This window comes from Nonomuraea mesophila (assembly GCF_004352805.1).
GTDB lineage: Bacteria > Actinomycetota > Actinomycetes > Streptosporangiales > Streptosporangiaceae > Nonomuraea > Nonomuraea longispora.
Window position 1 is genome coordinate 1 of the sequence record NZ_SMLD01000014.1, and the last position, 25,960, is coordinate 25,960.

At 71.3% G+C, this 25,960-nt stretch carries 24 protein-coding genes and 1 tRNA gene; 11 read left to right on the forward strand and 14 right to left on the reverse strand.

Going from position 1 to position 25,960, the window contains the following annotated elements; translation table 11 throughout:
- A partial coding sequence (locus E1295_RS07980) for a phosphotransferase (protein WP_342775845.1) occupies window positions 1-880 on the forward strand: 880 nt, incomplete at its 5' end.
- Window positions 864-1,808 (forward strand): cobalamin biosynthesis protein, encoded by a 945-nt coding sequence (locus E1295_RS07985; protein ID WP_132629106.1) that lies wholly within the window; start codon window positions 864-866, stop codon window positions 1,806-1,808. The genes E1295_RS07980 and E1295_RS07985, both read left to right, overlap by 17 nt.
- 179 nt (window positions 1,809-1,987) lie before the next feature.
- On the opposite strand, the gene E1295_RS07990 is transcribed toward E1295_RS07985, so the two are convergent.
- The 3 genes from E1295_RS07990 to E1295_RS08000 form a co-directional block, all read right to left on the reverse strand.
- Window positions 1,988-2,221 (reverse strand): hypothetical protein, encoded by a 234-nt coding sequence (locus E1295_RS07990; protein ID WP_132629108.1) that lies wholly within the window; start codon window positions 2,219-2,221, stop codon window positions 1,988-1,990.
- A gap of 90 nt (window positions 2,222-2,311) precedes the next feature.
- Window positions 2,312-3,109: an exodeoxyribonuclease III gene (locus E1295_RS07995; protein ID WP_132629110.1), complete on the reverse strand. Its 798-nt coding sequence runs from the start codon at window positions 3,107-3,109 to the stop codon at window positions 2,312-2,314.
- Window positions 3,110-3,259: 150 nt separating this feature from the next.
- Window positions 3,260-4,024, reverse strand: a complete 765-nt coding sequence (locus E1295_RS08000) for a hypothetical protein (protein WP_132629112.1) — start codon at window positions 4,022-4,024, stop codon at window positions 3,260-3,262.
- 142 nt (window positions 4,025-4,166) lie between these two features.
- Between E1295_RS08000 and E1295_RS08005 the strand changes: the two genes are divergently transcribed.
- Window positions 4,167-4,895 (forward strand): AfsR/SARP family transcriptional regulator, encoded by a 729-nt coding sequence (locus E1295_RS08005; protein ID WP_132629114.1) that lies wholly within the window; start codon window positions 4,167-4,169, stop codon window positions 4,893-4,895.
- A gap of 96 nt (window positions 4,896-4,991) precedes the next feature.
- On the opposite strand, the gene E1295_RS08010 is transcribed toward E1295_RS08005, so the two are convergent.
- Both E1295_RS08010 and E1295_RS08015 read right to left on the reverse strand, forming a co-directional pair.
- A complete protein-coding gene (locus E1295_RS08010; RefSeq protein ID WP_132629116.1) occupies window positions 4,992-7,994 on the reverse strand; it encodes an AfsR/SARP family transcriptional regulator in 3,003 nt (1,000 codons plus the stop codon).
- Window positions 7,995-8,139: 145 nt separating this feature from the next.
- Complete coding sequence (locus tag E1295_RS08015) at window positions 8,140-8,769, reverse strand: hypothetical protein (RefSeq protein ID WP_132629118.1); 630 nt, start codon at window positions 8,767-8,769, stop codon at window positions 8,140-8,142.
- A 17-nt stretch (window positions 8,770-8,786) separates the two neighbouring features.
- Here E1295_RS08015 and E1295_RS08020 point away from each other — a divergent pair, with 17 nt between their 5' ends.
- Window positions 8,787-8,969: a hypothetical protein gene (locus E1295_RS08020; protein WP_132629120.1), complete on the forward strand. Its 183-nt coding sequence runs from the start codon at window positions 8,787-8,789 to the stop codon at window positions 8,967-8,969.
- On the opposite strand, the gene E1295_RS08025 is transcribed toward E1295_RS08020, so the two are convergent.
- A complete protein-coding gene (locus tag E1295_RS08025; protein WP_132629122.1) occupies window positions 8,953-10,512 on the reverse strand; it encodes an ABC transporter substrate-binding protein in 1,560 nt (519 codons plus the stop codon). The two genes, E1295_RS08020 and E1295_RS08025, sit on opposite strands and share 17 nt — an antisense overlap.
- 187 nt (window positions 10,513-10,699) lie before the next feature.
- Between E1295_RS08025 and E1295_RS08030 the strand changes: the two genes are divergently transcribed.
- From E1295_RS08030 to E1295_RS08040, 3 genes are all read left to right on the forward strand, one after another.
- Complete coding sequence (locus tag E1295_RS08030; RefSeq protein ID WP_132629124.1) at window positions 10,700-12,562, forward strand: sensor histidine kinase; 1,863 nt, start codon at window positions 10,700-10,702, stop codon at window positions 12,560-12,562.
- Window positions 12,555-12,923 (forward strand): DUF742 domain-containing protein, encoded by a 369-nt coding sequence (locus E1295_RS08035; protein WP_132629126.1) that lies wholly within the window; start codon window positions 12,555-12,557, stop codon window positions 12,921-12,923. The genes E1295_RS08030 and E1295_RS08035 overlap by 8 nt, the downstream gene beginning before the upstream one ends.
- Window positions 12,924-13,275: 352 nt before the next feature.
- Window positions 13,276-14,907, forward strand: coding sequence for a glycoside hydrolase family 27 protein (locus E1295_RS08040; RefSeq protein ID WP_220448601.1), 1,632 nt, complete (start codon window positions 13,276-13,278; stop codon window positions 14,905-14,907).
- Window positions 14,908-14,968: 61 nt separating this feature from the next.
- Here E1295_RS08040 and E1295_RS08045 read toward each other — a convergent pair whose 3' ends face one another.
- Complete coding sequence (locus E1295_RS08045) at window positions 14,969-16,369, reverse strand: MFS transporter (protein ID WP_132629128.1); 1,401 nt, start codon at window positions 16,367-16,369, stop codon at window positions 14,969-14,971.
- Between the two features lie 75 nt (window positions 16,370-16,444).
- On the opposite strand from E1295_RS08045, the gene E1295_RS08050 reads away from it, so the two are divergent.
- Window positions 16,445-16,912 (forward strand): MarR family winged helix-turn-helix transcriptional regulator, encoded by a 468-nt coding sequence (locus E1295_RS08050; RefSeq protein ID WP_132629130.1) that lies wholly within the window; start codon window positions 16,445-16,447, stop codon window positions 16,910-16,912.
- On the opposite strand, the gene E1295_RS08055 is transcribed toward E1295_RS08050, so the two are convergent.
- The 7 genes from E1295_RS08055 to E1295_RS08085 are packed head-to-tail and all read right to left on the reverse strand — an operon-like array spanning window position 16,905 to window position 24,789.
- Window positions 16,905-17,795 (reverse strand): ABC transporter ATP-binding protein, encoded by an 891-nt coding sequence (locus E1295_RS08055; protein WP_246079916.1) that lies wholly within the window; start codon window positions 17,793-17,795, stop codon window positions 16,905-16,907. The genes E1295_RS08050 and E1295_RS08055 overlap by 8 nt on opposite strands.
- 2 nt (window positions 17,796-17,797) lie before the next feature.
- Window positions 17,798-18,550: an ATP-binding cassette domain-containing protein gene (locus E1295_RS08060; protein ID WP_132629134.1), complete on the reverse strand. Its 753-nt coding sequence runs from the start codon at window positions 18,548-18,550 to the stop codon at window positions 17,798-17,800.
- Window positions 18,547-19,413, reverse strand: a complete 867-nt coding sequence (locus E1295_RS08065) for an ABC transporter permease (RefSeq protein ID WP_132629136.1) — start codon at window positions 19,411-19,413, stop codon at window positions 18,547-18,549. Before E1295_RS08065 ends, E1295_RS08060 begins: the two co-directional genes overlap by 4 nt.
- Window positions 19,410-20,426, reverse strand: coding sequence for an ABC transporter permease (locus tag E1295_RS08070; protein ID WP_132629138.1), 1,017 nt, complete (start codon window positions 20,424-20,426; stop codon window positions 19,410-19,412). The genes E1295_RS08065 and E1295_RS08070 overlap by 4 nt, the downstream gene beginning before the upstream one ends.
- Before the next feature lie 4 nt (window positions 20,427-20,430).
- Complete coding sequence (locus E1295_RS08075; RefSeq protein WP_132629140.1) at window positions 20,431-22,044, reverse strand: ABC transporter substrate-binding protein; 1,614 nt, start codon at window positions 22,042-22,044, stop codon at window positions 20,431-20,433.
- 23 nt (window positions 22,045-22,067) lie between these two features.
- Window positions 22,068-23,726 carry a hydantoinase/oxoprolinase family protein gene (locus E1295_RS08080; protein WP_132629142.1) on the reverse strand — a complete coding sequence of 553 codons (1,659 nt, stop codon included), beginning with the start codon at window positions 23,724-23,726 and terminating at the stop codon, window positions 22,068-22,070.
- On the reverse strand, window positions 23,710-24,789 hold the full coding sequence (locus tag E1295_RS08085) for an S-methyl thiohydantoin desulfurase family protein (protein ID WP_132629144.1): 1,080 nt from the start codon (window positions 24,787-24,789) through the stop codon (window positions 23,710-23,712). The genes E1295_RS08080 and E1295_RS08085 overlap by 17 nt, the downstream gene beginning before the upstream one ends.
- A 218-nt stretch (window positions 24,790-25,007) precedes the next feature.
- Here E1295_RS08085 and E1295_RS48575 point away from each other — a divergent pair.
- From E1295_RS48575 to E1295_RS08095, 3 genes are all read left to right on the forward strand, one after another.
- Window positions 25,008-25,080 (forward strand) — tRNA-Met (locus E1295_RS48575).
- A gap of 87 nt (window positions 25,081-25,167) precedes the next feature.
- The gene (locus E1295_RS08090; RefSeq protein ID WP_132629146.1) at window positions 25,168-25,602 is read left to right on the forward strand and encodes an RpiB/LacA/LacB family sugar-phosphate isomerase; all 435 of its coding nucleotides are present in this window, start codon (window positions 25,168-25,170) and stop codon (window positions 25,600-25,602) included.
- 15 nt (window positions 25,603-25,617) lie between these two features.
- Window positions 25,618-25,842: a hypothetical protein gene (locus E1295_RS08095; RefSeq protein ID WP_132629148.1), complete on the forward strand. Its 225-nt coding sequence runs from the start codon at window positions 25,618-25,620 to the stop codon at window positions 25,840-25,842.
- The last annotated feature ends 118 nt before the right edge of the window (window positions 25,843-25,960 follow it).

The following is a 25,960-nucleotide window of genomic DNA, read 5'->3' on the forward strand; positions in this document are numbered from 1 at the left end:
GGGCGAGGGTGCCGAGGGCGGGCGTGGGATGATCTTGTTGCCGCAACCGGTGAAAAGATCGGGCGCGGGCGGGGCGGAAAGTCTAAGCTTCCGTGCCATGGTCGCGACGGTCCTGCATGAGATTCCCTTGCAGGGCGGGGATGTGACTGACGGGGTGGTGCGCGTCGGTGACACCGTGCGCAGACCGGCCAGTACGTCCACGCCCTCCGTGCATGCGCTGCTCAGGCACCTTGAGGCGGTCGGGTTCGAGGGGGCGCCACGGGTTGTGGGGATGGACGAGTTCGGGCGCGAGGTGCTCACCTACGTGCCGGGCTCGACCGGGTTGCGGCGGGAGAGCGTAAGTGATGAGGCGCTGGCCGGTCTCGCGGTGCTGGTGCGGGAGTTCCATGATGCGACGGCGGGGTTTCCGCTGACGCTGGACGGCTGGGAGGGGGGTTCGAATGACGATAAAGCGCCGGAAGTCATCGGGCATTGTGACTTAACCATGGATAACGTGGTTCTTCGGGCGGGGCTGCCCTGTGCGTTGATCGACTTCGATCTGGCCCGGCCGACCACGCGGCTCTTCGACATCGTCACCGCCCTTCGCCACTGGGCCCCGATCTCCGACCCCGTCGACCGTCCCGCGCTCCTCCGCTCTCTCGACGTGGGCGAGCGCCTGCGCCTGTTCTGCGACGCGTACGGCGTCCTCCCCCGCGACCGGCGCCGCCTCCTCGAACTGGCCAGGCTCCGCTTCCACCGGTCCTACACCGTCATGCGCACCCGCGCCTCGGCCGGCGGCAACTGGGCGAAGATGTGGGCGAGCGGCGCCGGCGAGCGCATCCGCCGTGCCGCCGCATGGCTGGACGTGCACGAAGATGAACTCCATGCCCACCTGGTCTGACCCCCTCGGCCTCGCCCTCGGCGTGGCGCTCGACCGGCTCGTCGCCGACCCGCGGTCCCCCGCCCACCCCGTCGCCCTTTTCGGACGTGCCGCGGCGAAGCTGGAACGTACGCTCTACCAGGACGCGCGGTCGCGCGGAGCCCTGCACGTCGCCGTGTGCGTGGGCGGTGCGACCGCGCTCGGCGTGCTGGCCCAGCGTGTCCCGGGCCGGCCCGCGCGTACGGTCGTGACCGCCGTCGCCACCTGGGCCGTGCTCGGAGGCACCACGCTGGCCCGTGAGGGCGCTTACATGGCCGCCGCCCTGGAACACGGCGACCTCGGCCGGGCCCGGGCCCGGCTCCCCCACCTGTGCGGCCGCGACCCGTCCCGGCTGGAGGCCGAAGGACTGGCGCGCGCCACGGTCGAGTCGCTGGCCGAGAACACCTCCGACGCCGTCGTGGCCCCGCTGTTCTGGGGGGCGGTGGCGGGCGTGCCGGGCCTGCTGGCGTACCGCGCCATCAACACGCTGGACGCCATGATCGGTCACCGCTCCCCGCGTTACGAGCGGTTCGGCTGGACCGCCGCCAGGCTGGACGACGCGGCGAACTACCTGCCCGCGCGGCTGACCGGTCTGCTGACGGTCCTGACCGGCCCGGACCCGCGCGCCGCACTGGCCGCGCTCAGGAGGGACGGCCACCGGCACCCCAGCCCGAACGCCGGGCGCTGCGAAGCCGCGTTCGCCGGCGCGCTGGGCGTCACGCTGGGCGGCACGAACGTCTACGAGGGCAGGGTCGAACACCGCCCGACGATGGGCGACGGGCCGGAACCTGACGTCAAGGACATCCGCCGAGCCGTCCGTCTTACCCGGGCCGTCAGCCTGGCCGCCGCGGCAACGACGGTCCTCGCCGCCTGGGCCCTGTCCCGCCGCCCTGGCCGCCATCGCCGCTGAAACAGCCCAGTCGTCGGTACGCGACCGACCGCCCTCGCGCGCCCTCCCACGTGCCCAACCGCCCCCGTGCCACCCCACCACGTGCGGGAGCGTGCGGGCGCCCGTGCGTGCCCGCATCGATGTTATTCGTAGCAAGGCCGCGCATTCATTGCTCCACCCCGTGCAATTGCGCGGCCTTTTCACATGACGCGATTCAGGTTGAGCACGAGCCAGATGACGATTATCGCGAGCAGAGTAATTCCGATCATGGACTTGGCGGCGTTGTTGGCGACGGTCTTCCTGGCGCTGACCTGCCGGGCGCTCTGCTTCCACACCTGGCGCATGATGACCATGGTCTGGAAGCGGCGGCCGAGGGCGAACACGGCGAAGGCGATGAGGATGAAGAGAATGACACGGCCGTCTGCAGGTTCCACGGAGCTCCCCCTGTGGGCCTTGATGGTTCTGAGCACCCCCGAGACATTCGAGAAGACACAATACTCGGATGGCCGTGATTTGGTATTAGTTCATGGCCGCAGATCCACGACGATGGGCGCGTGGTCGGACGGGCCCTTGCCCTTGCGGGCCTCGCGGTCGACGTACGCCGACCGCACCCGCCCCGCGACGTCCGCGCTCGCGTAGACCAGGTCGATGCGCATGCCCTTGTTCTGGTGGAACATCCCGGCCCGGTAGTCCCAGTAGGTGAACGGGTGCGGCCCTTTCATCGGCGTCGGCACGACGTCGTGGAGTCCCAGGGCGCGGAGGTCGGCCAGCGCCTGGCGTTCTGCCGGGGTGACGTGGGTGGAGCCGGCGAAGAGCGCGGGATCCCACACGTCGGCGTCGGTGGGGGCCACGTTGTAGTCGCCGCAGGCCACGACGGGCCCGGCGGCCAGCTCGGCTTGGAGCGCGTCCCGCAGCGCCGCGAACCAGTCCAGTTTGTACGCATAATGCGGCGAGCCGACCGTACGCCCGTTGGGCGCGTACAGAGACCAGACCCGTATGCCGCCGCAGGTGGCGCCGATGGCGCGGGCTTCCGGGCGGGCGGCGCCGACCCCGTCGAGTTCGGCGAACCCCGGTTCGCCGGGGAAGCTCAGGGTCACCTCGTCCAGCCCGGCCGTGGACAGCAGCGCGACGCCGTTCCACCGCCCGTCGCCGTGGGCGGCGACGGCGTAGCCGAGGGCGCCCACCTCCTCCGCGGGGAACGCGTCCGCGGAGCATTTGGTCTCTTGGAGGCAGACGATGTCGGGCCGGACCTCGGCCAGCCAGTCGAGCAGGCGGGGCAGCCGTGCCTTGACCGAGTTCACGTTCCAGGTAGCCAGGCGCATACTCCCAGCCTGCCACCGCACGGCGTCGGGGGTCCCGGGCGGGCCGCGCCACGCGGGCCGACCCGCCCGTCGCCCGTTCCCGCCGCCGTGCGTCTCCGAGCAACGCATCCCACCGGCCCAAAGCGGACGCCCGTCGCCGTGCGTCCCCGGTCAGCGCATCTTGCTGTTCCAGAGCGGCTTGTTGGCGGCCGAGTAGATGATGACGCGGCCGTCGTTGCTGACCGACAGCCAGGCGCCGGGGTTGCCCGCGGTCTTGGTCGTCCACAGCGCCTTGTCGTTGCGGTCGACGACGACCCAGTTGCCTTCCTTCTGCATGATCGAGCGCGCGCCCGGGTGCCCCGCCGTCGGCGTGGTGAACAGGCTGCGCTTGCCGTCGTACAGGACGGCGTTGCCCTCCTTCTGCTGGAGCAGCTTGTAGCGGCCGTTGCTCGACTGGACCCACTGCCCGGGCCGCAGCACCTGGCCGGAGGGCAGCTTGCTGATGTAGGCGCTGGAGGACCACAACGGCTTGTTGTCCCTGGAGTAGATCACCAGGTTGCCGCTCTGATTGGGCAGCTTGAGGTAGGCCCCGGGGTTGCCGGCGGTCTGCGTGGACCACAGCGGCTTGTTGTCGAGCCCGTAGATGACGAGGTTGCCCTCCTTCTGCATGGTCGCCCGGGCGCCCGGCTTCCCCGCGGTGGGCGAGCTCCACAGCGCCTTGGTGCCGTCGTAGAAGACCAGGTTCCCCTGCGCCTGCTGGATGAGCTTGAACCGGCCGTTCTTCAGCGACTGGCCGGGCAGCAGCCAGTCGCCGGGACCGAGGCGGTCCTTCGCGACGACAGCGGCGTTGCTCGGCTGCGCCATGGCGACGGTGGCCATCGGTCCGGCGACGAGGGCGCCAGCCATGACGGCGATGGCGGCCTTTTTCGTGATCACTCTATTCTCTTCCTGTTCAGCCGAAGATCGTGAAGGGTAGACCTTGACAGAAGCGGTTGGCGTTCTGTTGGTGCGGCGGTGAGGCCCGCGCACCAGCGCGGTGTTTAGCCGTCTTTTAGCGCGCCCCACCAGGCTGGGGGGAATGGATCACTTGGAGTTTCGCCTGCTCGGGTCCATTGACGCCTGTGTTGGGGGACGCCGCCTGGACATCGGGCCGCGTAAGCGTCGTTATGTACTGGCCGCGCTGCTGCTGGACCTGAACCGTCCTGTGCCGGTGGAGCGGTTGATAGACGCCGTGTGGGAGGGTGATCCCCCGGACAGTGCGCGGATGACCGTGCAGGGACACGTGTACCGGTTGCGCAGGACGCTGGTCGGCGCCCGGGTGGAGTCCGACTCGTCCGGCTACCTGCTGCTGGCCGACCCGGAGTCGGTGGACGCGCTGCGGTTCCGCCGCATGGTGGACGAGGCGGCGCGGCGCGACGACAGGTCCGGCGCCGATCTGCTGGACGAGGCGCTCGCCCTGTGGCACGGACCCGCGCTCGGCGACTCGGGGGGCGGCAGGTCGCTGGAGGTGGCGGCGGTCGAGCTGGAGGAGGCGCGGCTGGCCGCGGTCGAGGAGCTGGCCCGCAGGAGGCTGCGGCTGGGCGAGCCGGAACGGCTGGTCGCGCCGCTGCGCGCGACCGTCACGGCCAACCCGCACCGCGAGCGGCTGGTGTCGCTGCTGATGACGACCTTCTACCAGGTGGGGCGGCAGGCCGAGGCCCTGGAGCTGTACGAGCGCACCCGCCGCCTGCTGGCCGACCAGCTCGGCGTGGACCCGGGCAGGGAGCTGCGCAGCACGTTCGAGTCGCTGCTGTCGGCCCAGGCCTGAGGGGCAAGGCAGGCCCGCAGGCCCGAGGCAGACCCGCAAGCAGACCCGCAAGCAGACCCGAGGCAGGCCCGAGCAGACCCGCAGGCCCGAGCGGGCTCACAGTTCGTCGAGCACGGCCCGCGCGGCGGCTTCGTCGAACCGGTGCCCCCATTCCCTGTGCACCTCGGCGGCCCGCGCGGCGCGTTCGCGCGCCGCGTCGAGGCGCCCGTCGAGCAGGTCGGCCCGCGCGAGCAGGGTGAGCGCCAGCCCTTCGAGCCGTCGCAGGCCGTGCCGGGTGGCCGCGTCGAGCGCCTGCTCAGCCGCTTCGACCGCCTCGGCGCGCCGGCCGCCGCGCAGGCAGACCTCGGCCAGCCAGACGCGCGCGCGGGCGTCGAGGTAGGGATAGCTGCGGTGGCGGTAGGAGGCGACGACCTCCTTGAGCGTGGCGATGCGCACGCCGAGCTCGATGGAGTCGTCCACCAGGGCGAGTGTGCTGCGGGCCTCGTCGTACTCGCTGCGCAGCCCGCCGGCCCTGGCCGTCTGCACGGCCCGCCTGGCCAGGTCGGCCGCCCTGGCGGCATCGCCCTTCAGGTGGTTGGCCATGGCCGCGCTCGACAACGTTCCCGGCAGCCGGCTCGCGTGGGCCGACTTCAGGCTCTGCTCGAACGCCTGGACGGCCGCGTCGAGGTCGCCCATCGCCAGCCGGATGTCGCCGACGATGGAGCCGGCCCTGGCCCGCCAGGCGGGCGGCTCGCCGAGCGTCTCGCGCATGCGGTTGGCGCGCAGCTGTTGTTCCAGGGCCTCGCGGGGGCGGCCGGACCACAGCAGCACGATGGCGTGGTTCTCCAGCGTGGCGGCCAGCTTCGTCGAGGGCTCCAGCGCCTCCCACAGCTTGACGATGCGTTCGTGCCTGGCGGCGCCCTCGTGGAAGTCGCCGAGGCTGGAGGTGGCCACGACGAAGTTGGTCAGCGTCAGCAGCGTGCCCGTGCCCCAGCCGATCCGCTCGTAGAACTCGGCGGCGAGCTCGTAGTGGCGCAGGGCGGCGCGGGGTTCGTTGAGGACGAAGCGCGCGTTGGCCTGGGTGTGGTGCATGCTGGCCTGCCCGGCGAGGTCGCCGTCGCGTTCGGCGGCGGCCAGGCCCCTGGCGGCCAGGGCGGCGATCACCTCGGGCTGGTACGTGCCGTACATGAAGGCCCGCAGGGTCTCGATGAGCCGCCAGAGCACGCGCCCGGAGGCGTGGTCCATCACCGCCAGCAGGTTGTGCTGCTCGGCCTCCATCCAGGCGGTGGCAGCGTCGGCGTCGGCGAACTCCTCCGCGTCGTACGGCGGGTCCTCGGGCGTGAGCGGGAGCAGCTCGATGGAGGGCGCGAGGAGCGGCGCGGCGGCCCTGGCGGTGTGCAGGTAGTAGGCGTGCAGCCCGGTGGGGTCGTCCTCGCCGGCCGTGCAGTGTTCGCGGGCGTAGAGGGCGACCAGGTCGTGCAGCCGGTAACGGCCGGGCGTGTGCTCCTCGACGAGGTGGGCGGAGGCGAGCCTGGTCAGCAGCCGGGTGGCCGTGGCCGGGTCGGTGCCGGCCAGCCTGGCGGCGGAGTGCGTGGTGAAGTCACAGCCGGGGACGAGCCCGAAGCGCCTGAAGAGCATCCGCGCGTCGTCGGGGAGCGCGGCGTACGAGCTGGCGAACGCCGTGGCTACCGTGGCCTGCGCGTCGCCTTCGACGGCCAGCGTGCTCCAGCGGTCGGTGTGCAGTTCCTTGATGTATTCGCGCAGGTCGGCCCGGCCGATGAGGTTGGCGCCGGCGATGGCCAGGGCGAGCGGCAGGTGCCCGCAGAGCTCGGCCAGCTCGGCGACGGCCTCGGGGTCGGTGTGGACGACGTCCTTGCCGACCAGGTCGGCCAGCAGGTCGCGGGCCTCGCCGGGGGTGAGCGTGGCCAGCCGTACGCTCTGCGCGCCCTGCAGGGTGAGCCCGCGCAGCGTGTCTCGGCTGGTGACGATGACCCCGCAGGAGCCGCCGGGCAGCAGCGGGCGCACCTGCTCGGCGTCGGCGGCGTTGTCGAGCAGGAGGAGCACCCGCCGGGTGGCCAGCGTCGAGCGGTAGAGGTCGAGTTGTTCGGCGGTGCTGCCCGGCGCCGGCACCCCGAGCGCGCCGAGCAGGCGGGGCAGCACCCGCTCGGGCGGCAGCGGCTCGCCCTGCCCGTAGCCGTTGAGGTCGACGTGGAGCTGGCCGTCGGGGAACTCGGGGGCGACCTGGTGGCCGACGTGCACGGCCAGCGCCGACTTGCCGATGCCGGCCGCGCCGGTCACCACGGCGACGCGGCCCTCGCGGACCAGCTCGCGTACGCGGGTGATCTCGGCCTGCCTGCCGACGAAGCCGGCGACGTCGCGCGGGAGCTGGCGCGGCACCACGGGGCGGTGGCCTTCGACGATGCGCTGGTGGAGGTCGCGCAGCCGGGGCCCGGGATCGACGCCCAGCTCGCCCGCCAGCAGCCGCTGCACCCCGTGGAACAGCTCCAGGGCCTCCGCCGTGCGTCCGTCGTGCCAGAGCGCCGTCATGGCCAGGGCGTGCGGGGTCTCCCTGAGCGGCTCCTCGTCCCTGAGCTCCTGCACCAGCGCGGGCACCTCGCGGTGGCGGCCCAGCTCGATGAGGGCGGAGGCGTACTCCTCGACGAGGTCCGACCGCTCGCGGGTCAGCGGGGCGCGTACGCGCTGGTCGACCCAGGCGGTGCCGACGCCCTGCAGGGGCTGCCCGCGCCACAGTGAGAGGGCTCGCTCCCAGGCCGCTGCGGCGTCCTCGGGCCGGTTCGCCGCCCGCCCCTCGGCGGCCAGGCGGCGGAAGCGGCACACGTCGACCTCGTCGGCGGGCACGGCGAGGGAGTAGCCGGCCGTGGTGCTGGCGATGCGCCCGCCCAGGGTCTTGCGCAGTTGTGAGACCTTGAGCTGGACGATGGTCTTGGCGGTCTTGGGCGGGTCTTCCTCCCACAGAGCCTCGATCAGCCGGTCGACCGGCACGTAGGCGCCGTGCGAGGCCGCGAGGAGCCCGAGCACGCACTGCTGCTGGGCGCCCTCGATCGGGATCTCAGCACCGCTGTCGCACACTTCGACCGGGCCGAGCACGCGGATGTCCATTGCGCCGAGCCTAATGCGTCAAACCTTTGTCATCTTCGCTGTTTACGCGGAGAGCGCGTCCGGCGGCCGGGTTCCGCGGGCGCGGCGGCCTTGCAACGGGTGCGTGCTTTGCCCGCTTTTTACCGTCGGCCGGCGCGCTCGACTTTTACCGTCGGCCGGCGCGCTCGACGCCCACGGTGATCTCGTTGCCGAGCCGGTAGCCCTGCAGCAGCCCCAGGTCGTCGCCGCTCCAGAACCTGCCGGGGTCGTACCAGTTGGGCCGGCGGCCGGCGGGCAGCAGCCCCATCTCCTCGTACGTGACCGCCACGACCTCGGCGCAGTAGGCGCTCTCCAGCGTCTGCTCCCTGCGGCCGCGGCGCGGGACCCGGCCCCTGAACCAGCGGGCGGCCAGCCGGGTGGTGGAGGGGAACGGGGTGCCGTCGAGCCGGGCGACCGTGCGCAGGGCGGCGTCCTCCATCTCGTGCGTCGCCTCGGGGTCGAGCTGGCGCAGCCAGGGCCGCTGGTCGTACCGGTCGGCCCAGACGGTCACGGCGTCGCGCAGGTCGTGCAGCTGCACTCCGCGGTGGTGGGTGCCGGCCCACAGGTCGGGCAGCGACCGGCCGAGCTCGGCGTGCCACATCATGGGCGGCAGGTCCTCGATCACGATGGCCATGCCCACGTGGTTGACCGGGCTGTTGGTCATCGTCTGGATGGCGCGGTCGGGCACCGAACGCCCGCGGAAGATCCACAGGTCACCGGTGCGCGTCACCTTGACGGCCTCGTCGAGAGTCAGCACACCGTTAGCCTAGGCACATGCGCTGGTGGAAGATGCTGGGTCTGGCCGGAATCATGGGAGTGGCGGCCACGGGGGTGGTGATCGCGCGGGCCGAGCGGCGCCGCCGCGCCTACACCCCTGAGGAGATCAGGGCCCGCCTGCGCGATCGGGTCGACGCCGCGCGCGGTGACGACCCCGGCGGGGTCACGCCGACGGCCTGAGGCCGTGGACGAAGACCACGTCGGGATAGGCGGGGTTGTCGTCATAGCCCTCGACCCCGCCCAGGTAGGCGCGCTGGGAGTAGACCACCCAGGGCAGCGCCGCGGCCACCCGCTGGTCGAGCACCCTGTCGGTGGCCTGCTCGTACACCCGCTGCGCCGCCGCCTTGTCCGTCACGGTCAGCTCGGGCACGGAGTCGAGCAGCGCGTCCAGGTGGTGGTCGCGCAGGTAGGACAGGTTGAACTCCGGCTTGTCGGCGCTGTGGAAGACGTTGCCGAAGTAGGAGTAGCCGTCGGCGTAGTCGGGCCACCAGTACATGATGAAGATGTCCTGGCCGCGCTTCTTGCCCAGCTCCCACTGCGCGTTCCAGTTCATGGGGCGGGCGTCGAGGGTGACGTTGAGCGGGCGCAGCGCCGCCCGCAGCTTCGAGACGAGCACGTGCTGGTCGGACTGGCCCCGCCCGTACGTCACGCGCAGCCGCAGCGGCTCCCCGCCGGGCCCGTGGCCGGCGGCCCGCAGCAGCTGGGCGGCGCCTTCCAGGTCCTGCTTCGGCTCCTTGCCCGGCACGTGGCCGAGCAGCCCGTCCGGTACGATGCCACTGGCCGGGCCCACGGCGCCGCGCAGCGCTCGCACCACACCCTGGTAGTCGACGGCCTTCTGGACCGCGCGGCGCACCCGGATGTCCTTCATCGGGCCGCGCGCGGTGTTGAACAACATCATCGCCGTGGTGAACGAGCGCCGCTCCGACGTGCGGATGCCCGCCGTCGCCGAGGCCCTGGCGAACCACGCCGGCGAGAGCCGGTCGACGAAGGTGGCCTCGCCGTCCAGCAACATCTGGTACGCCCGCTTCGGTTCCGGCACGGCACGGTACTTCACCGTGTTGTAGTGCGGCCGGTGCCAGCCGCCCCAGTAGCCGTCGTACGCGGTGAGCGTGAGCTCCTCCTCCGCCCCCTTCTGCCACTGGGCCACGGTGTACGGCCCTGAGCCCGCGTCCTTTCCCTGCGCGAACCACTTCGCCAGGTCGGGGGCGGCCTTGGTGTCGTAGATGTAGGCGGCGTACCCGGCGGAGGCCACGAGGTCGAGCGGGACGGGGTAGCGCAGCGTGAAGGTCACCGTCAGCGGGTCGTCGGCCCTGATCGAGGAGACGGCGTTCCAGATGTAGGAGGCGCCGGTCTTGGCCTTCATGGTGCGCTCGATCGAGGCCTTGACGGCCGCCGCGTCCAGTGGCCTGCCCGTGTGGAAGGTGACGCCCGAGCGGAGGGTGAACGTCCAGGTACGGCCGTCGGCCGAGGTCCGCCAGGACGTGGCCAGGCGGGGGGTGGCGAGTTTGGTGACCGGGTTCCAGAGAGTGAGGGTCTCGTAGATGTTCTGGAAGGCGATGATCTCGTTGGAGTAGGAGCGGCTCGGGTCCCACTCGGTGATCACATCGGTGTTGTAGACGTGCACGAAGGGGGCCGTGCCCTGTGGAGCCTGGCGCACCTCCGTGGCAGGCGAGCACGCCACGAGGAGGACCAGCGCCGCGGCCGCAACGAGACGACTGCGCAACGCGTCCTCCTCCGTCACCGATGTACCCGGGGAAACCTACTGCATGATCATGAAAACATGTCCAAAACTCCCGGAAAATTGGGCAATCTGGTGATCGAATTGCTATCCTCGGGGCTTGTCCCGTCCGGGGTTGCCAGCAGGGGACCGACCGGAGTGAGGTGCCATGGGTCGTAGCCGAACGATCCGCATGAAGATCATCGGAATCCTACTGGTGCCTCTGACCTCCATGGTGGTGTTGTGGGGCGTCATCACCGCCGTCACCGCCACCGAAAGCTTGGAGCTACGGGAGTACAAGACACTCTGGACGAACCTCCGCCATCCAGCGTACAAACTGATCAACGAGATCCAGCGAGAGCGTCTCGTCTCGGCCAAGCACCTGCGTCACATGGCGGCCCAGCCCGCAGTGGAGACGCAGCGCAGCCGTACCGACGCCGCCGAGATCACTTTCCGGCGGCTCTCGGACAACTCCAAGGACCGATCGGAAGAGATCCGCACGCAGGTGAACGCGGTGTACACGCAACTGAACAGGCTCGACGTGATCAGAGGAGAGATCGACACGAGCCTGAGCGACCGCCTGCACGCCGTCGAGTCCTACGACGCGATCGTCGACACCCTGTTCGGCCTGCACCGCCGGGTCGCGCTCATCGACGACATCCCGATCTACGAGCAGTCGCGCGTGGTCATCGACATGAGCTACGCCAAGGAGCTGCTCACCCGCGAGCAGGCCATCGCGCTCGGGCCGACCACGGCGGCGGAGCGCAGGACGTTCACGCAGATCGTCGGCAACCGGCGCTTCCTCGTCGACCAGGCACTCGGTGAGCTCGACCCGCCGCTGCGCGACCCGCAGGTCACCCTGATCACCTCCGCGACCTACCAGCGGATGCGCATGATGGAGGACCAGATCATCTCGGGCCGCTCGCCGAACGACTGGCTGAGCGTCACCGAGGAGCTGGCCGAGTCGTTCCAGGACGTCCAGATGCGGGCCAGCGCCAACCTGAACGCGCGCGCCGACCCGGTGGCCGACGAGGTGCTCAACCGGGCGCACCTGCTGGCGGGCACGGCGCTCGTCCTCGTGATCGTCTCGATCGTGTTCTCGCTGCGGATGGGCAACCGGCTGTCGCGCGAGCTCGGCGCGCTCCGGCTGGCCGCGCTGGAGGTGGCGCAGGAGCGCCTGCCGCACGTGGTCGGCAAGCTGCGCGGGGGCGAGCGGGTCGAGCTGCCCGAGGTGTCGGTGGCGAGCTCCACCGTCGAGATCGACGACGTCGGGCAGGCCTTCTCCACGGTGCAGCAGACCGCCGTCGAGGCCGCCATCGGGCAGGCGCGGCTCAACGACGGCGTCGGCCACGTCTTCCGCAACCTGGCCAGGCGCAGCCAGACGCTGCTGCACCGCCAGCGCATCCAGCTGGAGGACATGCAGCACCGCGCGACCGACCCGGACGCCCTTGAGGACCTGTTCAAGCTCGACCACCTCACCACCCGCATGCGCCGCCACGCCGAGGGACTGATCATCCTGTCGGGCGCCACGCCGGGCCGCGGCTGGAGCCGCCCCGTGCCGCTGCTCGACGTGGCCCGCGGCGCGGCCGCCGAGGTGGAGGACTACCCGCGGGTCACCGTCGAGCCGATGTCGGGCCAGCGCCTGGCGGGCCCCGTCGTCGGCGACGTGATCCACCTCGTGGCGGAGCTGATCGAGAACGCGACCGTCTACTCCCCCGCCCACACCCAGGTCATCGTGCGGGGCGAGGAGGCGGCCAGGGGGTTCGTCTTCGAGGTGGAGGACCGAGGGCTCGGGATGAGCGCAGAAGTGCTGGCCGACCTCAACGAGCGGCTGGCCAGCCCGCCGGAGTTCGACCTGGCCGACAGCGACAGGCTGGGCCTTTTCGTCGTCTCCCGCCTGGCCGCCAGGCATGACATCCGCGTGACACTACGCGGTTCACCATATGGAGGGACCACCGCGATCGTGTTGATCCCGGCTGAGCACGTGGCCGATCCGGACCCGGAGCCCCACGTCAAGGAACCCGCTCGACCCATGCGGGTGGTGCGCAGTGAGTGACAACAGCCCAGAAGAGCGCTGGCTGGACGAGGACGCCGGTCCGATCGTCCCCGCCTATCTGCTGACCAGGGGCCGTACGGTGCCCGCGAGCGAGGCCATCGACCTCATCGCGGTCATCATCACGTCCGGCGGCCTGACGACGCCGCGCGGCCTCGACCCCGAGCACCTGATCATCCTGCAGAAGTGCACCCAGCCGACCCGTCTGGTGGACGTGGCGGCCGAGCTCAACCTGCCCATCGGCGTGATCAGGGTGCTGGTCGGCGACCTGCACGCGCGCCAGCTCGTGCAGGTCGAACACCCGCCTCCCGCGCCCGACGCGAAGGTGCTGCTCGAGGTGATCAGCGGGCTCAAGGCACTGTGACCGCCCGTCGGCCCCGCCACCCGTACGTGGCCGGCCGGCGGGGCCGTCGTGCCGGAGCACCAGCCACAACACCGAACGTGTCGCAAGTCAACTGCCGGCACGAGGCTTCTTGCTGAAACTTTCACCTCCGCGGGAGTACGGCACGATCCTCCGTGGAGGCGTATGTCCAGGCGAGAAGGCGTTGCGGCGACAGCACCCAGGCCGGCAGGACCGGCCCTCGTTGACGCCGGGCCGGACCGTCGGATGTACTCCGCGACAACGCGCTCACCGGAGCAGGCCCATCCATCGACGAAATGTTAACGCTAACCATCCGGCTCGGCACCGTGCGGACAGTCGATGAGGAGAGACATCGATGAGCAGGAAACGACTCGCTTTCACCGTCTCCGTGCTGCTGGCCCTGACGACGGGCACCTCGGCGGCCACGACCCTTCCGGCGCAGGCGCTGGACAACGGCGTCGGCCGTACCCCGCCGATGGGCTGGAACACCTGGAACACCTTCGGCTGCAACATCAACGAAACGCTGATCAAGCAGACGGCCGACGCGCTCGTCAGCAACGGCATGCGCGACCTCGGCTACGAGTACGTCGTGGTGGACGACTGCTGGTTCGACCCCAACCGCGACTCGGCGGGCAACCTCCAGGCCAACCCGTCCCGGTTCCCCAGCGGCATGAAGGCGCTCGGCGACTACCTGCACGCCAGGAACCTCAAGTTCGGCCTCTACCAGGCGCCGCTGGACAGGACCTGCGCCCAGTACTTCGGCAGCTACCCGGGCGCGACCGGCAGCCTCAACCATGAGGTCCAGGACGCCCGGCAGTTCGCCGCCTGGGGCGTCGACTATCTCAAGTACGACTGGTGCTCGCCCACCGGCACCATCGACGACCAGGTGCGCACCTTCGCCAAGATGCGGGACGCGCTGGCGGCGACCGGCCGGCCGATCCTCTACAGCATCAATTCCAACAGCATTCACGAGAAGACCGGGCCGCAGCGGAACTGGGGCGACGTCGCCAACATCTGGCGCACGACCGAGGACATCACCAACGCCTGGAACACGGGTCAGACCAACGGCTACCCGATGGGCATCCAGAACATCGTCGACGTCAACGTCCCTCTGGCGGGCAACGCCCGGCCGGGGCAGTTCAACGACCCCGATATGATGGTCGTCGGCCGGGGCGGCATGAACGACACCGAGATGCGCAGCCACTTCGCCCTCTGGGCCGTCATGGCCGCCCCTCTGATCGCCGGGAACGACCTCCGGAACATGGACGACGCGACTGCGACGATCATGAAGAACCAGAATCTGATCGCCATCAACCAGGATCCGCTCGGCCTCCAGGCCACCCAGGTCGGCAACGACGGAACCCGCCGCGTCCTGGCCAAGCGGCTGAGCAACGGCGACGTCGCGGTCGCGCTGTTCAATCAGGGCGGCAGCACCACCACGATCAGCACCACCGCGTCCGCCATCGGCCTGACCGGTGGCCCGTTCACACTCCGGGATGCCTGGACGAACGCCGTCACCACGACGACCGGAAGCATCTCGGCGAGCGTCCCGCCCCACGGCACCGTCGTGTTCCGGGTCAGCGGCGGCACCCCCTTGCCGCCCCCCACCCGGATCCAGGGTGTCGGCTCGGGGAGGTGTCTCGACGTGTCCGGCGCCTCCCAGGCCAACGGCACCCACGTGGTGATCTGGGACTGCCACCAGCAGAACAACCAGCAGTGGACCTCCACCACCGCAGGTGAGCTGCGCGTCTACGGCAACAAGTGCCTGGACGTCAACAACGCTGCCACCGCCGACGGCACCAGCGTCATCATCTGGGACTGCAACGGTCAGAGCAACCAGCAATGGCGCTTCAACCCCGACGGAAGCATCACCGCCGTCGGGGCGGGCAAATGCCTGGACGCGACGGGCAACGCCACGGCCAACGGCACCAGGCTCCAGATCTGGACCTGCACCGGCGCGTCCAACCAGCGCTGGACCCGCGCGTGAAGGACCGTTCACCCGCCTCCCGCGCCCGGCGCGAAGGTGCTGCTCGAGGTGGTCAGCGGGCTCAAGGCACTGTGACCGCCCGTCGGTTGAGCCACCCGTACGTGGCCGCGAACAGCGCGGCCACCGCCCCGGCCGCCGCGGCCACGCCGAAGACCCACTGGTAGCCCCGCACGCCGGGGCTGGCGGCCAGGATGGCGGCGATCGCGGCGCCCGCGGTGCTGCCGCCCACGATGCGCACGAGCGCGTTCACGCCCGCGGCGACGGCCGTCATGCCGGGCTCGACGTGCTCGACGGCCATGGTGCCGAGCGCCGCGTAGCCGATGCCGAAGCCGATGCCCATCAGTGAGGTCGCCACGTAGAGATCGGCGGGGCCGTCGTGCCGGAGCACCAGCCACAACGCCGCGAGACCCGTCACCGCCGAGCCTGCGGCCACCATGGACGAGGCGTGGAAGTGACGCATCAGCCGGCCCGCGAACAGCGAGATCACCAGCATGAACAGCGTGCTGGGCAGCAGGTAGACGCCGACCTGCAGGGTGGAGGCGGCCAGGCCGTAACCGGAGGCGGCGGGCGCCTGGGCGAAGCCCGAGATGCCGGTCAGCAGCGTGAAGAACGCGAGTCCGAGCAGCATCGAGGCCACCGTCGCGCCGACCGTACCGCGGTGGACCAGCATGGACATCTGCACCAGCGGCTCGGCCACCCGGCGCTCGACCACGACCCACACGCCCGCCAGCACCGCCGCGGCCGCGAACAACCCGAGCACGCCGGGCGAGGTCCAGCCCCACGGGCCGCCCTCGCTGATGGCCAGCAGCAGGGCGACCAGCCAGGCGGCCAGCAGCGCGGCGCCGAGCAGGTCGGGCCGCCCCCTGACGGCGGGCGCGTGGTCGCGTACGAGGAAGGCCACGAAGACGGAGGCCGCCAGGGAGATGGCGGCGGTGATCCAGAAGACCAGGTGCCAATCTCCTGAGGCGAGCCCCGCGAGGATCATGCCGCCACCCGAGCCGAACCCCATGGTCGCGCTGAGCACGCCGATGCCGGTGGCGAGCTGGCGGCGGGGCAGTGTGTCGCGCACCACGCCGATGGACAGCGGCACGAGTGCGGCCACGAACCCCTGCAGCACCCTCGCCACCATCAGCCAGGTCAGCGACGTCGCCAGCGCAGCCATCACAGAGCCCGCGACCAGCAGCGCGAGGGCGCCGAGGATCATGCGGCGCCTGCCGTACATGTCGCCGAAGCGCGACAACAACGGCGTCGCGACCGCGGCGACCAGCAGGCTCAACGTCAGGGTCCAGCTCACGGCGGTCAGAGAGGCGTGCAGCTCGCGTTGCAGCACGGGAAGCAACGGCACGACCGCGGTGTTCTGCAGGGCGGCGATGGACGCCGCGAAGGCCAGTGACACCACGGCCGGCCAGGGGTTGCGCACCGACGACGTGTCAGGGCGCGCGGGTGCGACGGCTGTCGCCATGTTCCGCTCCTTTTAGATACTTTGGGTAAGTAGTCGAGGAACGATGATACATACCTAAGTTAGGTAAGCAACCCGATGGACGACGATCTCATCAAGACGGTCTCCGCCTACCGCCGGCTCGCGGCCACGCTCCACCGTGCCAAGACGCATGAACGGCTGACCGAGGCCGCAGGCGTCCGGCTCGACCGGCCCGACGTGCAGATCCTCGTTCACCTGCTGGACGCGGGCGAGCCGTGCAGGGTCGGTGCGATCGCCCAGGGACTACAGGTGGAGAGCCCTCACGTGACCCGGCACGTCGCCGCGCTGGAAGGGCGCAAGCTCGTCGAGCGGGTGCGCGACCCCGACGACGGCCGCGCCTGGCGCATCGCACTCAGCGAGGACGGCGCCAAGGCCGCGCGCAGGTGCCGCCAGGTGACGGCCGCGTGGTTCGAGGGCGCCATGGCCGGCTGGCCCGCCGAGGAGCGCGCGGAGCTGGCGAGGCTGATGGACAAGCTCAGCGAAGACTTCACCGCGCACCTCAGGGAGCTCTTCCCGGTTACGTGACCAGCACGTCCTCCGCCCGGTGGCAGGCCACCTGACGCCCCCGCACCTCCCTGAGCGCGGGCGGCCGCTCGCACTCGGGCGCGGCCAGCGGGCAGCGCAGCCTGAACGGGCAGCCCGTCTCCGCCGGCACGGCCTCCGTCACGCCACGGGCCTGCGGCGGCGGGCCGCCGAGTTTCGGCACCGCGTCGCGCAGCGCCCGGGTGTAGGGGTGGGCGGGTTTTGCCAGCAGGTCGCGCGTGGGCCCCGACTCGACGACCCGGCCCGCGAACAACACGTGCGAGGTGCGGCAGAGCCGCTCCACGACGGCGAGGTTGTGGGTGATCAGCAGGCGCTCGGTGTCCAGCGAGGCGATCAGGTCGAGGATCCGCGCCTGCACGGTGACGTCGAGCGCGCTCGTGGGCTCGTCCAGGATGAGCAGGCGGGGGCCGGCCGCCAGGGCCCTGGCGATCACCACTCGCTGGCGCTGGCCTCCCGAGAGCTGGTGCGGCCTGCGCGTGGCCAGGCCGGGGTCGAGGCCGACCTGTTCGAGCAGCTCCGGCACCCTGGCTCTGGCGGCGCGGTGCCCTCGCACCGGCAGTGCCTCGGCCACGGATGCGCCGACGCGCATCCTGGGGTCGAGGGCCTCGGCCTGGAAGACGGGCTGGACGTCCTTCCGGAACTTCCGCATGTCCGCCTTTTTGAGTGTTTGGTCGCCGTACCAGATATTTCCGGAGATGGGGGCGAGGAGGCCCAGGAACGCGCGCGCCAGCGTCGTCTTGCCGGAGCCGCTCTCCCCGATCAGCCCGACCCCGCCCGCGGTGATGTCCAGGCTCACGTCGTGCACGACCGCGCGGCCGACGTCGCGCCCCGCGTACCCGAGCGTCACCCGCTCGGCCCTGAGCATGGTCACGGCAGCGCCTCCAGCAACTCGCGCGTGTACGGGTGCGACGGCTCGGTCAGCACCCTCGCGGCGGGCCCCGACTCCACCACCTCCCCCTCCTTCATGACGAGCACCCGGTCGGCGATCGTCGAGACCAGGGCCAGGTCGTGGGAGACGAGCAGGAGGGCCAGGTCGCGTTCCTCCCTGAGCCGGCTCAGCACGCCGACCACCTCGGCCTGCACGGTCACGTCGAGGGCGCTGGTGGGCTCGTCGGCGAGGATCACCTCGGCGCCCAGGGCGATGGCCAGCGCGATGGCGAAGCGCTGGGCCTGGCCGCCGGAGATCTCGTGCGGGTAGCGGCGCAGGATCGCGCGGTCGAGCAGGACCGCCGCCACGGACTCCGCCATGATCTCGTCCAGGCGCTCGCCCTCGCCGCTCCCGACGCCGTGGAGCCTGAGCGCGCGGCGCATCAGCACGCCGAGCCGGGTGGCGGGGCTGAGCGCCGACTGGGGCGACTGCATGACGAGCGCGGCCCTCGCGCCGCGGATCTCGCGCAGCCGGCGCGGCGAGGCGGTCAGCACGTCGACCCCGCAGACCCTGACGTGTCCCGAGACGTCGGCGTTCTCGGTGAGGCCGAGGAGCGACAGCAGCGTGGTCGACTTGCCGGAGCCGCTCTCCCCCACGATCGCGACGCACTCGCCCGCGCCCACGTCCAGTTCGGGAACGCGGGCCACCGGCCGCCCCGCGTAGCGCACCTCGAGATCGCGTACCTCGATCACGTGACCTTCCTCGCCCTGGGGTCGAGCGCGCCGCGCAGCCCTTCCCCCAGCAGATTGAACGCGAACGCCGTCACCAGGATCGCCAGCCCGGGGAACGTGCCGATCCACCAGTTCGTGGTGAACAACGTCTGCCCCTGCTGCACCATCAGCCCCCACTCCGCCGTCGGCTCCTGCGCGCCGAGCCCCAGGTACGACAGCGCCGCCGCGGTGAGGATCACGCCGCCGGCGTCCAGCGACATCTGGACCAGGACGGGCGTGAGGGAGTTCGGCAGCACGTGCCGCAGGACGATCAGCGGCGCGGGCACGCCGAGGCACCGGGCGGCGTCCACGTACGGGCGGGTGGCGATGGAGGCGGCCACGGACGCCGCCAGCCGGGTGTACCACGGCCACCAGGTCACCGCGATGGCCAGGATGACCGTGGTCACGCTCGGCGGCAGCACGACCGCCAGCGCCAGCGAGAGCAGCAGCGCGGGGAAGGCCAGGAACACGTCCGTGACCCGCATGATCACGTCTCTGACCCAGCCGCCCGCGTAGCCGGCCACCACGCCCAGCGTGACACCGGCCAGCGCCGAGACCGCCAGCACGGACACGGCGATGGACAACGACGTGCGGGCGCCGTACAGGATTCTCGTGAGCACGTCGCGGCCGAGCTGGTCGGTGCCGAACCAGTGCGCGGCGCCCGGCGGCAGCGACCCCTCCAGGGGGCGCGGCTCGTCCGGGTACGGGGCCAGCCACGGCGCCATGACCGCGGCCAGCACGATCAGCACGATGAGCACCGCCCCGAGGGCGGCGAACCGGTCGGGGACCTTCGGCAGCCGGCGGCGCGGCGGCACCTCGGCGGTGGCTTCCTGGCGGCTCGTCATCGCGTCCTCGCCCGAGGGTCGAGGAAACCCTGGAGCACGTCCACGACCAGGTTGGCCAGTACGTACACCAGCGCGACCAGGAGGGTGACGCCCGCGATGGCCGGCGTGTCGCGCGCGCGGATCGCCTCGGCGGCGTAGCTGCCCAGGCCCGGCCAGTTGAAGATCGCCTCGACGAGGAAGCCGTTGACGATCGAGTAGGCGAAGACCAGGGCGATCAGCGACAACACGGGGCTCAGCGCCGGCCGCAGGGCGAACTTGGTCAGGATGGACGTCTCGCCGAACCCGAGCGCGCGTGCCAGCTTGGCGTGGTCCTGGCCGGACTCCTCGATGAGGGTCGCCCTGGTCATCTGGGCGATGACGCCGGTGGGGTAGGCGGCCACGACCAGGGCGGGCAGCACCAGATGGTGGAGGGTGCTGGTGAGGATGGGCCAGTTGCCGGTGATGAGGGCGTCGACGACGGTGATGTTGGTCCACAGGGTGAGAGGGCTGGTGGTGTCGAGCGAGGAGTCGTACTCACCGGCCACGGGGAACCAGTCGAGCCGGCCGGCGAAGACGAGCTGGAGGGCGAGGGCCAGCCAGAAGACGGGGACGGAGACGGCCAGCATGCTGCCGAACCGCACCCCGAAGTCCGGAAATTTCGTCTTGTAGCGGGCGGCGAGCACGCCGATCGGGATCCCCACGACCACCGCGATCAGCAGCGCCGCCCCGACGAGTTCGAGCGAGGCGGGGAAGGCGAGATAGAGGTCGTCGACCACGGGCTGCCGGGTGTGCAGGCTGACACCCCAGTCGCCGGCGAACAGGTCGCGCACGTAGGCGACGAGCTGCGCCGGCAGCGGATCGTCCAGCCCGAACCTCTCGCGCGCCGCGTCGAGCTCCCCTGGCGTGGCCTTCGGCCCGGCGAACGCCACCGCGGGATCCCCCGGCACCAGCCGCATGACGGTGAACGTGAGCACGACCACGCCGGCCACGACCAGGAGGGCCTGACCGAGCCGGCGGGCCAGATAGCGCAGCATGCGGTCAGCGCGCGCGCTGGAGGTCGTAGAAGAACACGACGTTGGGATAGGCGGGGTTGTCCACGTATCCCTTGACGTCCGCGGACAGCGCGCGCTGGTAGGTCTGCACGTACGGCACCGCCACCGCCGCCTGCTCCTCGATGATCTTCTTCTGCAGGTTCTTGAACGCGTCGTCCGCCTTGATCGCGTCGGTCGCCATGAGCGCGGGCAGCTTCTCGACGGCGGCGTCGATCTCACGGTCCTTCAGGTACGACAGGTTGAACCGCGGCTCGTCCTCGCTCTTGAACACGTTGAGGAACCACGAGTAGGCGTCCGGATAGTCCGGATACCAGTACATGACGAAGATGTCCTGCCCCCGTTGCTTGCCCTGGTCCCACTGGGCGCTCCACGTCATGGGCTTGGCCTGCAGCGTGATGTTGAGCTTCTTCAGCGCCGAGCTGAGCAACGTGACCAGCATCTTCTGGTCCTCGTCGCCCTGCGCGTAGGTGAGGGAGAGCCGCAGTTCGGGGTTGTCGGGGCCGTACCCGGCCTCGGCGAGCAGTTCCTGGGCCCTGCCCAGGTCGTGCTCGGGCTCCATGCCGCTCACGTGGCCGAGCAGCCCTTCCGGCACCAGGCCGCTGGCCTTCGTCCCCGAGCCCTTCAACGCCGCCGCCAGGCCGTCGTAGTCGATCGCGAGCTGCAGCGCCTGCCGGATCCTGACGTCCTTCGTCGGGCCCGCGGCCGTGTTGAACAGCACCAGCAGGTTCTGGAACGACGGCGACTGCGCGGTCTGGACGTCGTCGGTCATGCCGGCCTGCTCGAACAACTGCGGGTTCAGCCGCTCGACGAAGTTGACCTCGCCCTTCTGGAGCAGCTGCCACGCGGTGGTGATCTCGGGGGTGACCCGGAAGGCGATCTTCTTGTACTGCTCGGGCGTCCAGCCGCCCCAGTAGTCCTCGAACGCCTTCAGCGTGAGCTCGGTCTCCTTGCCCTTCTGCCACGAGTCGATCGTGTACGGGCCGGTGCCGGCGGTCGTCTCGCCGTCGGCGTCCACGGCGCCCACGTCGTAGATGTGGGCCGCGTAGCCGGAGGAGGCGATGAGGTCGAGCGGCGCGGCACGCTTGAGGGTGAACTTCAGCGTGGTCGCGTCCACGGCCTCGATCGTGTCGACCGGGTCCCAGATGTAGGCCGCGCCGCCCTTCTTCTTGATCGTGCGCTCGATCGCCTTCTTCGCCGCCTCGGCGTCCATCGTGGCGCCCGAGTGGAACTTCACGCCCTGGCGGAGCTTGAACGTCCACTCCTTGCCGCCGTCGGCCGAGGTCCACTCCGTGGCCAGGCGCGGTTCGGCCTCGCGGGTCTGGAAGTTGTATCGGGTCAGGCCCTCGTAGATGTTCGACAGGGCGACGATCTCGTTGGAGTAGGAGGTGGCCGGGTCCCAGTCGGTGACGACGTCGAGGTTCGGCGCGTAGACGAACGTGCTGTCGTTGGCCTTCGCGGTCTGCCTGGTGGCCGGTTGGGTGCTGTCCGCGGGCTGCGGTGTGCCTCCGGCGCCGCGCACCTGACCGCCCGCGCACGCGGCCGCGGTCAGGGCCAGGACGCCGGTGAGCCCGGCTACGAGCAAGCGCTTGTGCCAGCGCATGGTGGGGGGATCCTTTCGATCTGTCACCGGGCGAGGGGTCCGGCTGCTTTGACGTGTACGCGTACGGCGGGCTCGGAGAGATAGCTCAGCGGCACCTCGAGAAGATCCACGATCTCGACGCCGGAAGGGTCCGCCCCCGCCGCCACGGCTCGCGCCGCCGCCTCCTCCTTGGCCCTTTCGATCGCTTTCAGCCGACTATCTCCCGCAGGCAAGATCGTATCCACTCGGCCGCTCGCGAGGGCGATCGCGGCGCCCACGGCGTTGGCCACCTCGGCGTGCTCGGGACGGATCACCCTGCTCACGCCCGGGATGCGGCCGGGCAGGATGAACGCGCCGCCGCCCACCGCGACCAGGGGCCGGTCGGTCCTGCCGAGCGTCATGCGGTCCACCGCGTCCAGGACCATCTCGTCGGCCACGAGCACCGCCCTCGCCAGGACGTCCGCGATCGTCTCCCGCTCGTCCCCCGCGTGGGATCGTCCCTCCGGCCAGGAGTGCGCGGCCGCGCGGGCCAGGACGGCCTCGGGCAACCGGCCGCGCCAGCCGGCCGCCCCTGGCGGGGTACGTCCCGCCGCCACCGCCGCGTCGGTCATCGTGGCCGTCTCCCCGCCGAAGACCAGCGCCTCGCCGGCGATCCGGTAGCCGACGGAGTCGGGGCCGACACGTCCGCCGCGCACCACGCTCCCGCCGCCGAGGGCGATGGCGAGGATGTCCGGCATCCGGAAGTTGGTCAGCACCCCGCCGATCTCGACCGCCGCAGCCGACTCGCGGGGGAAGCCGCCGGCCAGCACCCCGAGGTCGGTGGACGTCCCTCCGACGTCCACCACCACCGCGTCCGCCACGCCGGACAGGAACGCGGCGCCGCGCAGCGAGTTGGCCGGGCCCGAGCCGATCGTCGCGACCGGCATCCGCTCGGCGTGCTCCACCGTCATGAGCGTGCCGTCGTTCTGCGCCAGGTACGGGCGCGCGCCCAGGCCGCGCTCGGCCAGGGCGGCGGTCAGCGCGGCGGTCACGTGGGCGGCGACGCCATACAGGGCGGCGTTCAGCACGGTGGCGTTCTCCCGTTCGAGCAGCCCCAGCGTGCCGATCTCGTGGCTGAGCGAGACCGGCAGGCCGTACTCGGCGGTGACCAGTTCCGCGACGAGGCGCTCGTGCTCGTCGCTCGCCGGGCTGAAGACGCTCGTGACGGCCACGGCGTCGGCCTGCACGCCGTCCAGGAAGCGGCGTACGGCTCCGAGGCCGGGCGGGCCGATCTCGCGGCCGTCGACGTAGTGCCCGCCGGGGACGATGGCCTCCCCCGCCGACACGGCCGCGCACAGGTCGCCGGGCCAGCCCGACAGCGGGGGGACGGCGGTGGTGGCGGGGGCGCCGAGCCGGAGCACGGCGACCCGGCCGAGGTTCCTGCGTTCGAGGATCGCGTTGGTCGCGTGCGTGGTGCCCAGCATGACCCTGGCCACCCGGCCGCGCGCGCCGCCGCCCTGCCCGTCCCCCGGGGCGGGCGGGTCCCCTGCGCCTTCCAGGTCCGCCAGCACCGCGTCCATGGCCGCCCGCAGCCCGCCGGTGACGTCCGGGGTCGTCGGGCGCTTGGCCTTGGCCACCACCCGGCCGCCGGGGCCGAGCACGACCGCGTCGGTGTTCGTACCGCCGACGTCGATCCCGATGCCGAGGTCAGGCAGGTCGGCCATGCGCGGTCAGCTCCTCCACGGGTACGTAGTCGTGGTCGTAGCCGAACGCCCTGGGGCCGGCCGTCTCCAGTCCTTTGGGCGTGCGCCAGAGCGGGTCGCACGGCCAGGCGAGCACGCTGACGCGCTGGCCGTACCGCAGGCTCTCGGTCTGGACGGCGGCGGCCGTCTCGGTGTCCACGACGGTGATGAGGTCGGGCACCATGGCCCGCACGGCGCCGTCCTCGACGGCGACGAGGTTCTCGTTCTGCAGTTCCACGGTGAGGCGGCGGCCGCGGTCGTCGCCGGTGCCCTCGATCGTGGCGGTCCCCCTGACGAAGCCGCCGGTGGTGCGCCGGTCCACGTCGGTCAGCTTGCCGGTGATCAGGCGTACGGCGCCGAGGCGGTCCTGGAGCGCGCCGAGCGGGTCGGCCGCGCCCTCGGTGGCCGTGCCGATCTCGATCGCGCGGGTGACCGTGCCCTCGATGACCGCGCCGCGGGCCCGGCCGGCCGTGAGGACGTAGTCGGCCATCAGCGCGTGCGAGCCCGCGGCCACGCACACGGCCCGCGCCAGGCGCTCCGACCAGAGCCCGTCGATCGGGCGGATGGTCACGACGTTCCCCACGATGTCGGACATGATCACAAGGTCGGCCGGCAGCCCGGCCACGTACATCGACACCATCTGCACCTCGGGGAACGCCCGGCCCATGCCGTCGGCGTCGAGCAGCGGCACTCCGAGGCGGGCGGCCCAGGCGACGGGCGCGACCCCGTTCGAGCCGCCGATCTCGGAGGACATGATCGCGCTCGGCGGGCGGCCGAAGAGCCGCTCGACCTCCTCCGCGACGCGCTGGGGCTCGTCCTCCCCGTGGATCATCTCGTGCCCGACCGTCGGCGCCCCGATCCCGGACAGCGGCACGACCAGCGCGTCGTCGGGCAGGTCGGCCAGATCGACCAGCGGCACCTCGCCGTACGCGCGGATGGCCCTGACCGCGGCCAGCGAACCCGCGCGTACGTCTCCCCCGCCACCTGTGCCGAGGATCGCGCACCCGCGGGCGAGCGCGGGGACGTCACTCTCGTCAATTCTCATATGGCTGCACAACCAAGCACATACCGCCTCAATGCGCCAGTCTGACACGTGCCAGACAAACAGGTTGCGCCATCGTACGGGCCGCCGCCATGCTCGATACCGGCACCCGAACCAGCGGAAAGGACCTCCCATGACCACCCGGCGAATGCGCGTGCGGCGCCGTACGGGCGTGTCCTGGGTGCGCCGAGGCTGATCCCCGGCCCCCGGACCGTCTCCCAGGCGGGTGGGGGCGCTGGTGTGCCCGGCGATTTCATACGTCGCTCCAGGCGGGTTCGATTCCCGCACCCGCCACGCACCCTGTTTCCCGGACAGCGGGCCGCTGGTTCGATTCCGGCCGGGGGCGCTGGTACATCTGAAGGTGAGCAACCGGGAGGACGCATGCGGATTTCCGTGGCCGCCGACAGCAAGGACGGCGTGGCCGAGCGGGTCGTCGACGAACTGCGCAGGCGGGGGCACGACGTGGTCACCCACGGCGCGCTCGGCGACGGCGAGCGCGCCGACTGGGCGTGGGCCTGCGAGCTCGCCGCGAGAGACGTCAGCGAGGGGCGGGCCGACCAGGCGGTCGTCTGCTGCTGGACGGGCACGGGCGCCTCCATCGCCGCGAACAAGGTGCCCGGCGTACGTGCCGCGCTCTGCGTCGACGCCTACACCGCCGACGGTGCCCGCACCTGGAACGACGCCAACGTCCTCGCGCTCAGCCTCCGGCTGACCTCCGACGTGGTGCTCGGCGAGATCCTCGACGCCTGGTTCGAGGGGCGGCCCAGCACCGGCGCCGCCGACCTCGCGAACGTCTCTCATCTCGACGAAATCTGACTACGCTTGGGACGCATGTCCATTTTGCGGTGCACGCACTGCGGCGAACAGGCGCTGGAGACCGGGTTCATCATGGACTCCGGCCAGAGCTCCCAGGGATACGTCAGGTGGGTCCAGGGCGCACTCGAACGCGGCGTGTTCGGCGGGGCCAAGCTCTTCGGCCGGCCCAAGTGGCAGGTCGAGGCGTTCCGCTGCCGTAGGTGCCACCACCTCGAACTCTTCGCCCGCCAACCCGGCTGAGCCCGCACACCGGGCTCCTCCGGCAGGCGCCCTTCGGGTTCCGTGCTGATCGCACGTCGCCTCCCCGCGGTCCGGAACCGTCACAGCGGCGACACGGAAATCGTCGGTACGGGCGTTT

Excerpts from the sequence above, each read along its gene's own strand:
- E1295_RS07985 (WP_132629106.1), top strand. The coding sequence starts at position 864 with ATGCCCACCTGGTCTGACCCCCTCGGCCTCGCCCTCGGCGTGGCGCTC.
- E1295_RS07995 (WP_132629110.1), bottom strand. The coding sequence starts at position 3,109 with ATGCGCCTGGCTACCTGGAACGTGAACTCGGTCAAGGCACGGCTGCCC.
- E1295_RS08005 (WP_132629114.1), top strand. The coding sequence starts at position 4,167 with ATGGATCACTTGGAGTTTCGCCTGCTCGGGTCCATTGACGCCTGTGTT.
- E1295_RS08010 (WP_132629116.1), bottom strand. The coding sequence starts at position 7,994 with ATGGACATCCGCGTGCTCGGCCCGGTCGAAGTGTGCGACAGCGGTGCT.
- E1295_RS08020 (WP_132629120.1), top strand. The coding sequence starts at position 8,787 with ATGCGCTGGTGGAAGATGCTGGGTCTGGCCGGAATCATGGGAGTGGCG.
- E1295_RS08030 (WP_132629124.1), top strand. The coding sequence starts at position 10,700 with ATGAAGATCATCGGAATCCTACTGGTGCCTCTGACCTCCATGGTGGTG.
- E1295_RS08040 (WP_220448601.1), top strand. The coding sequence starts at position 13,276 with ATGAGCAGGAAACGACTCGCTTTCACCGTCTCCGTGCTGCTGGCCCTG.
- E1295_RS08045 (WP_132629128.1), bottom strand. The coding sequence starts at position 16,369 with ATGGCGACAGCCGTCGCACCCGCGCGCCCTGACACGTCGTCGGTGCGC.
- E1295_RS08050 (WP_132629130.1), top strand. The coding sequence starts at position 16,445 with ATGGACGACGATCTCATCAAGACGGTCTCCGCCTACCGCCGGCTCGCG.
- E1295_RS08055 (WP_246079916.1), bottom strand. The coding sequence starts at position 17,795 with ATGCTCAGGGCCGAGCGGGTGACGCTCGGGTACGCGGGGCGCGACGTC.
- E1295_RS08065 (WP_132629136.1), bottom strand. The coding sequence starts at position 19,413 with ATGACGAGCCGCCAGGAAGCCACCGCCGAGGTGCCGCCGCGCCGCCGG.
- E1295_RS08070 (WP_132629138.1), bottom strand. The coding sequence starts at position 20,426 with ATGCTGCGCTATCTGGCCCGCCGGCTCGGTCAGGCCCTCCTGGTCGTG.
- E1295_RS08075 (WP_132629140.1), bottom strand. The coding sequence starts at position 22,044 with ATGCGCTGGCACAAGCGCTTGCTCGTAGCCGGGCTCACCGGCGTCCTG.
- E1295_RS08080 (WP_132629142.1), bottom strand. The coding sequence starts at position 23,726 with ATGGCCGACCTGCCTGACCTCGGCATCGGGATCGACGTCGGCGGTACG.
- E1295_RS08085 (WP_132629144.1), bottom strand. The coding sequence starts at position 24,789 with ATGAGAATTGACGAGAGTGACGTCCCCGCGCTCGCCCGCGGGTGCGCG.
- E1295_RS08090 (WP_132629146.1), top strand. The coding sequence starts at position 25,168 with ATGCGGATTTCCGTGGCCGCCGACAGCAAGGACGGCGTGGCCGAGCGG.
- E1295_RS08095 (WP_132629148.1), top strand. The coding sequence starts at position 25,618 with ATGTCCATTTTGCGGTGCACGCACTGCGGCGAACAGGCGCTGGAGACC.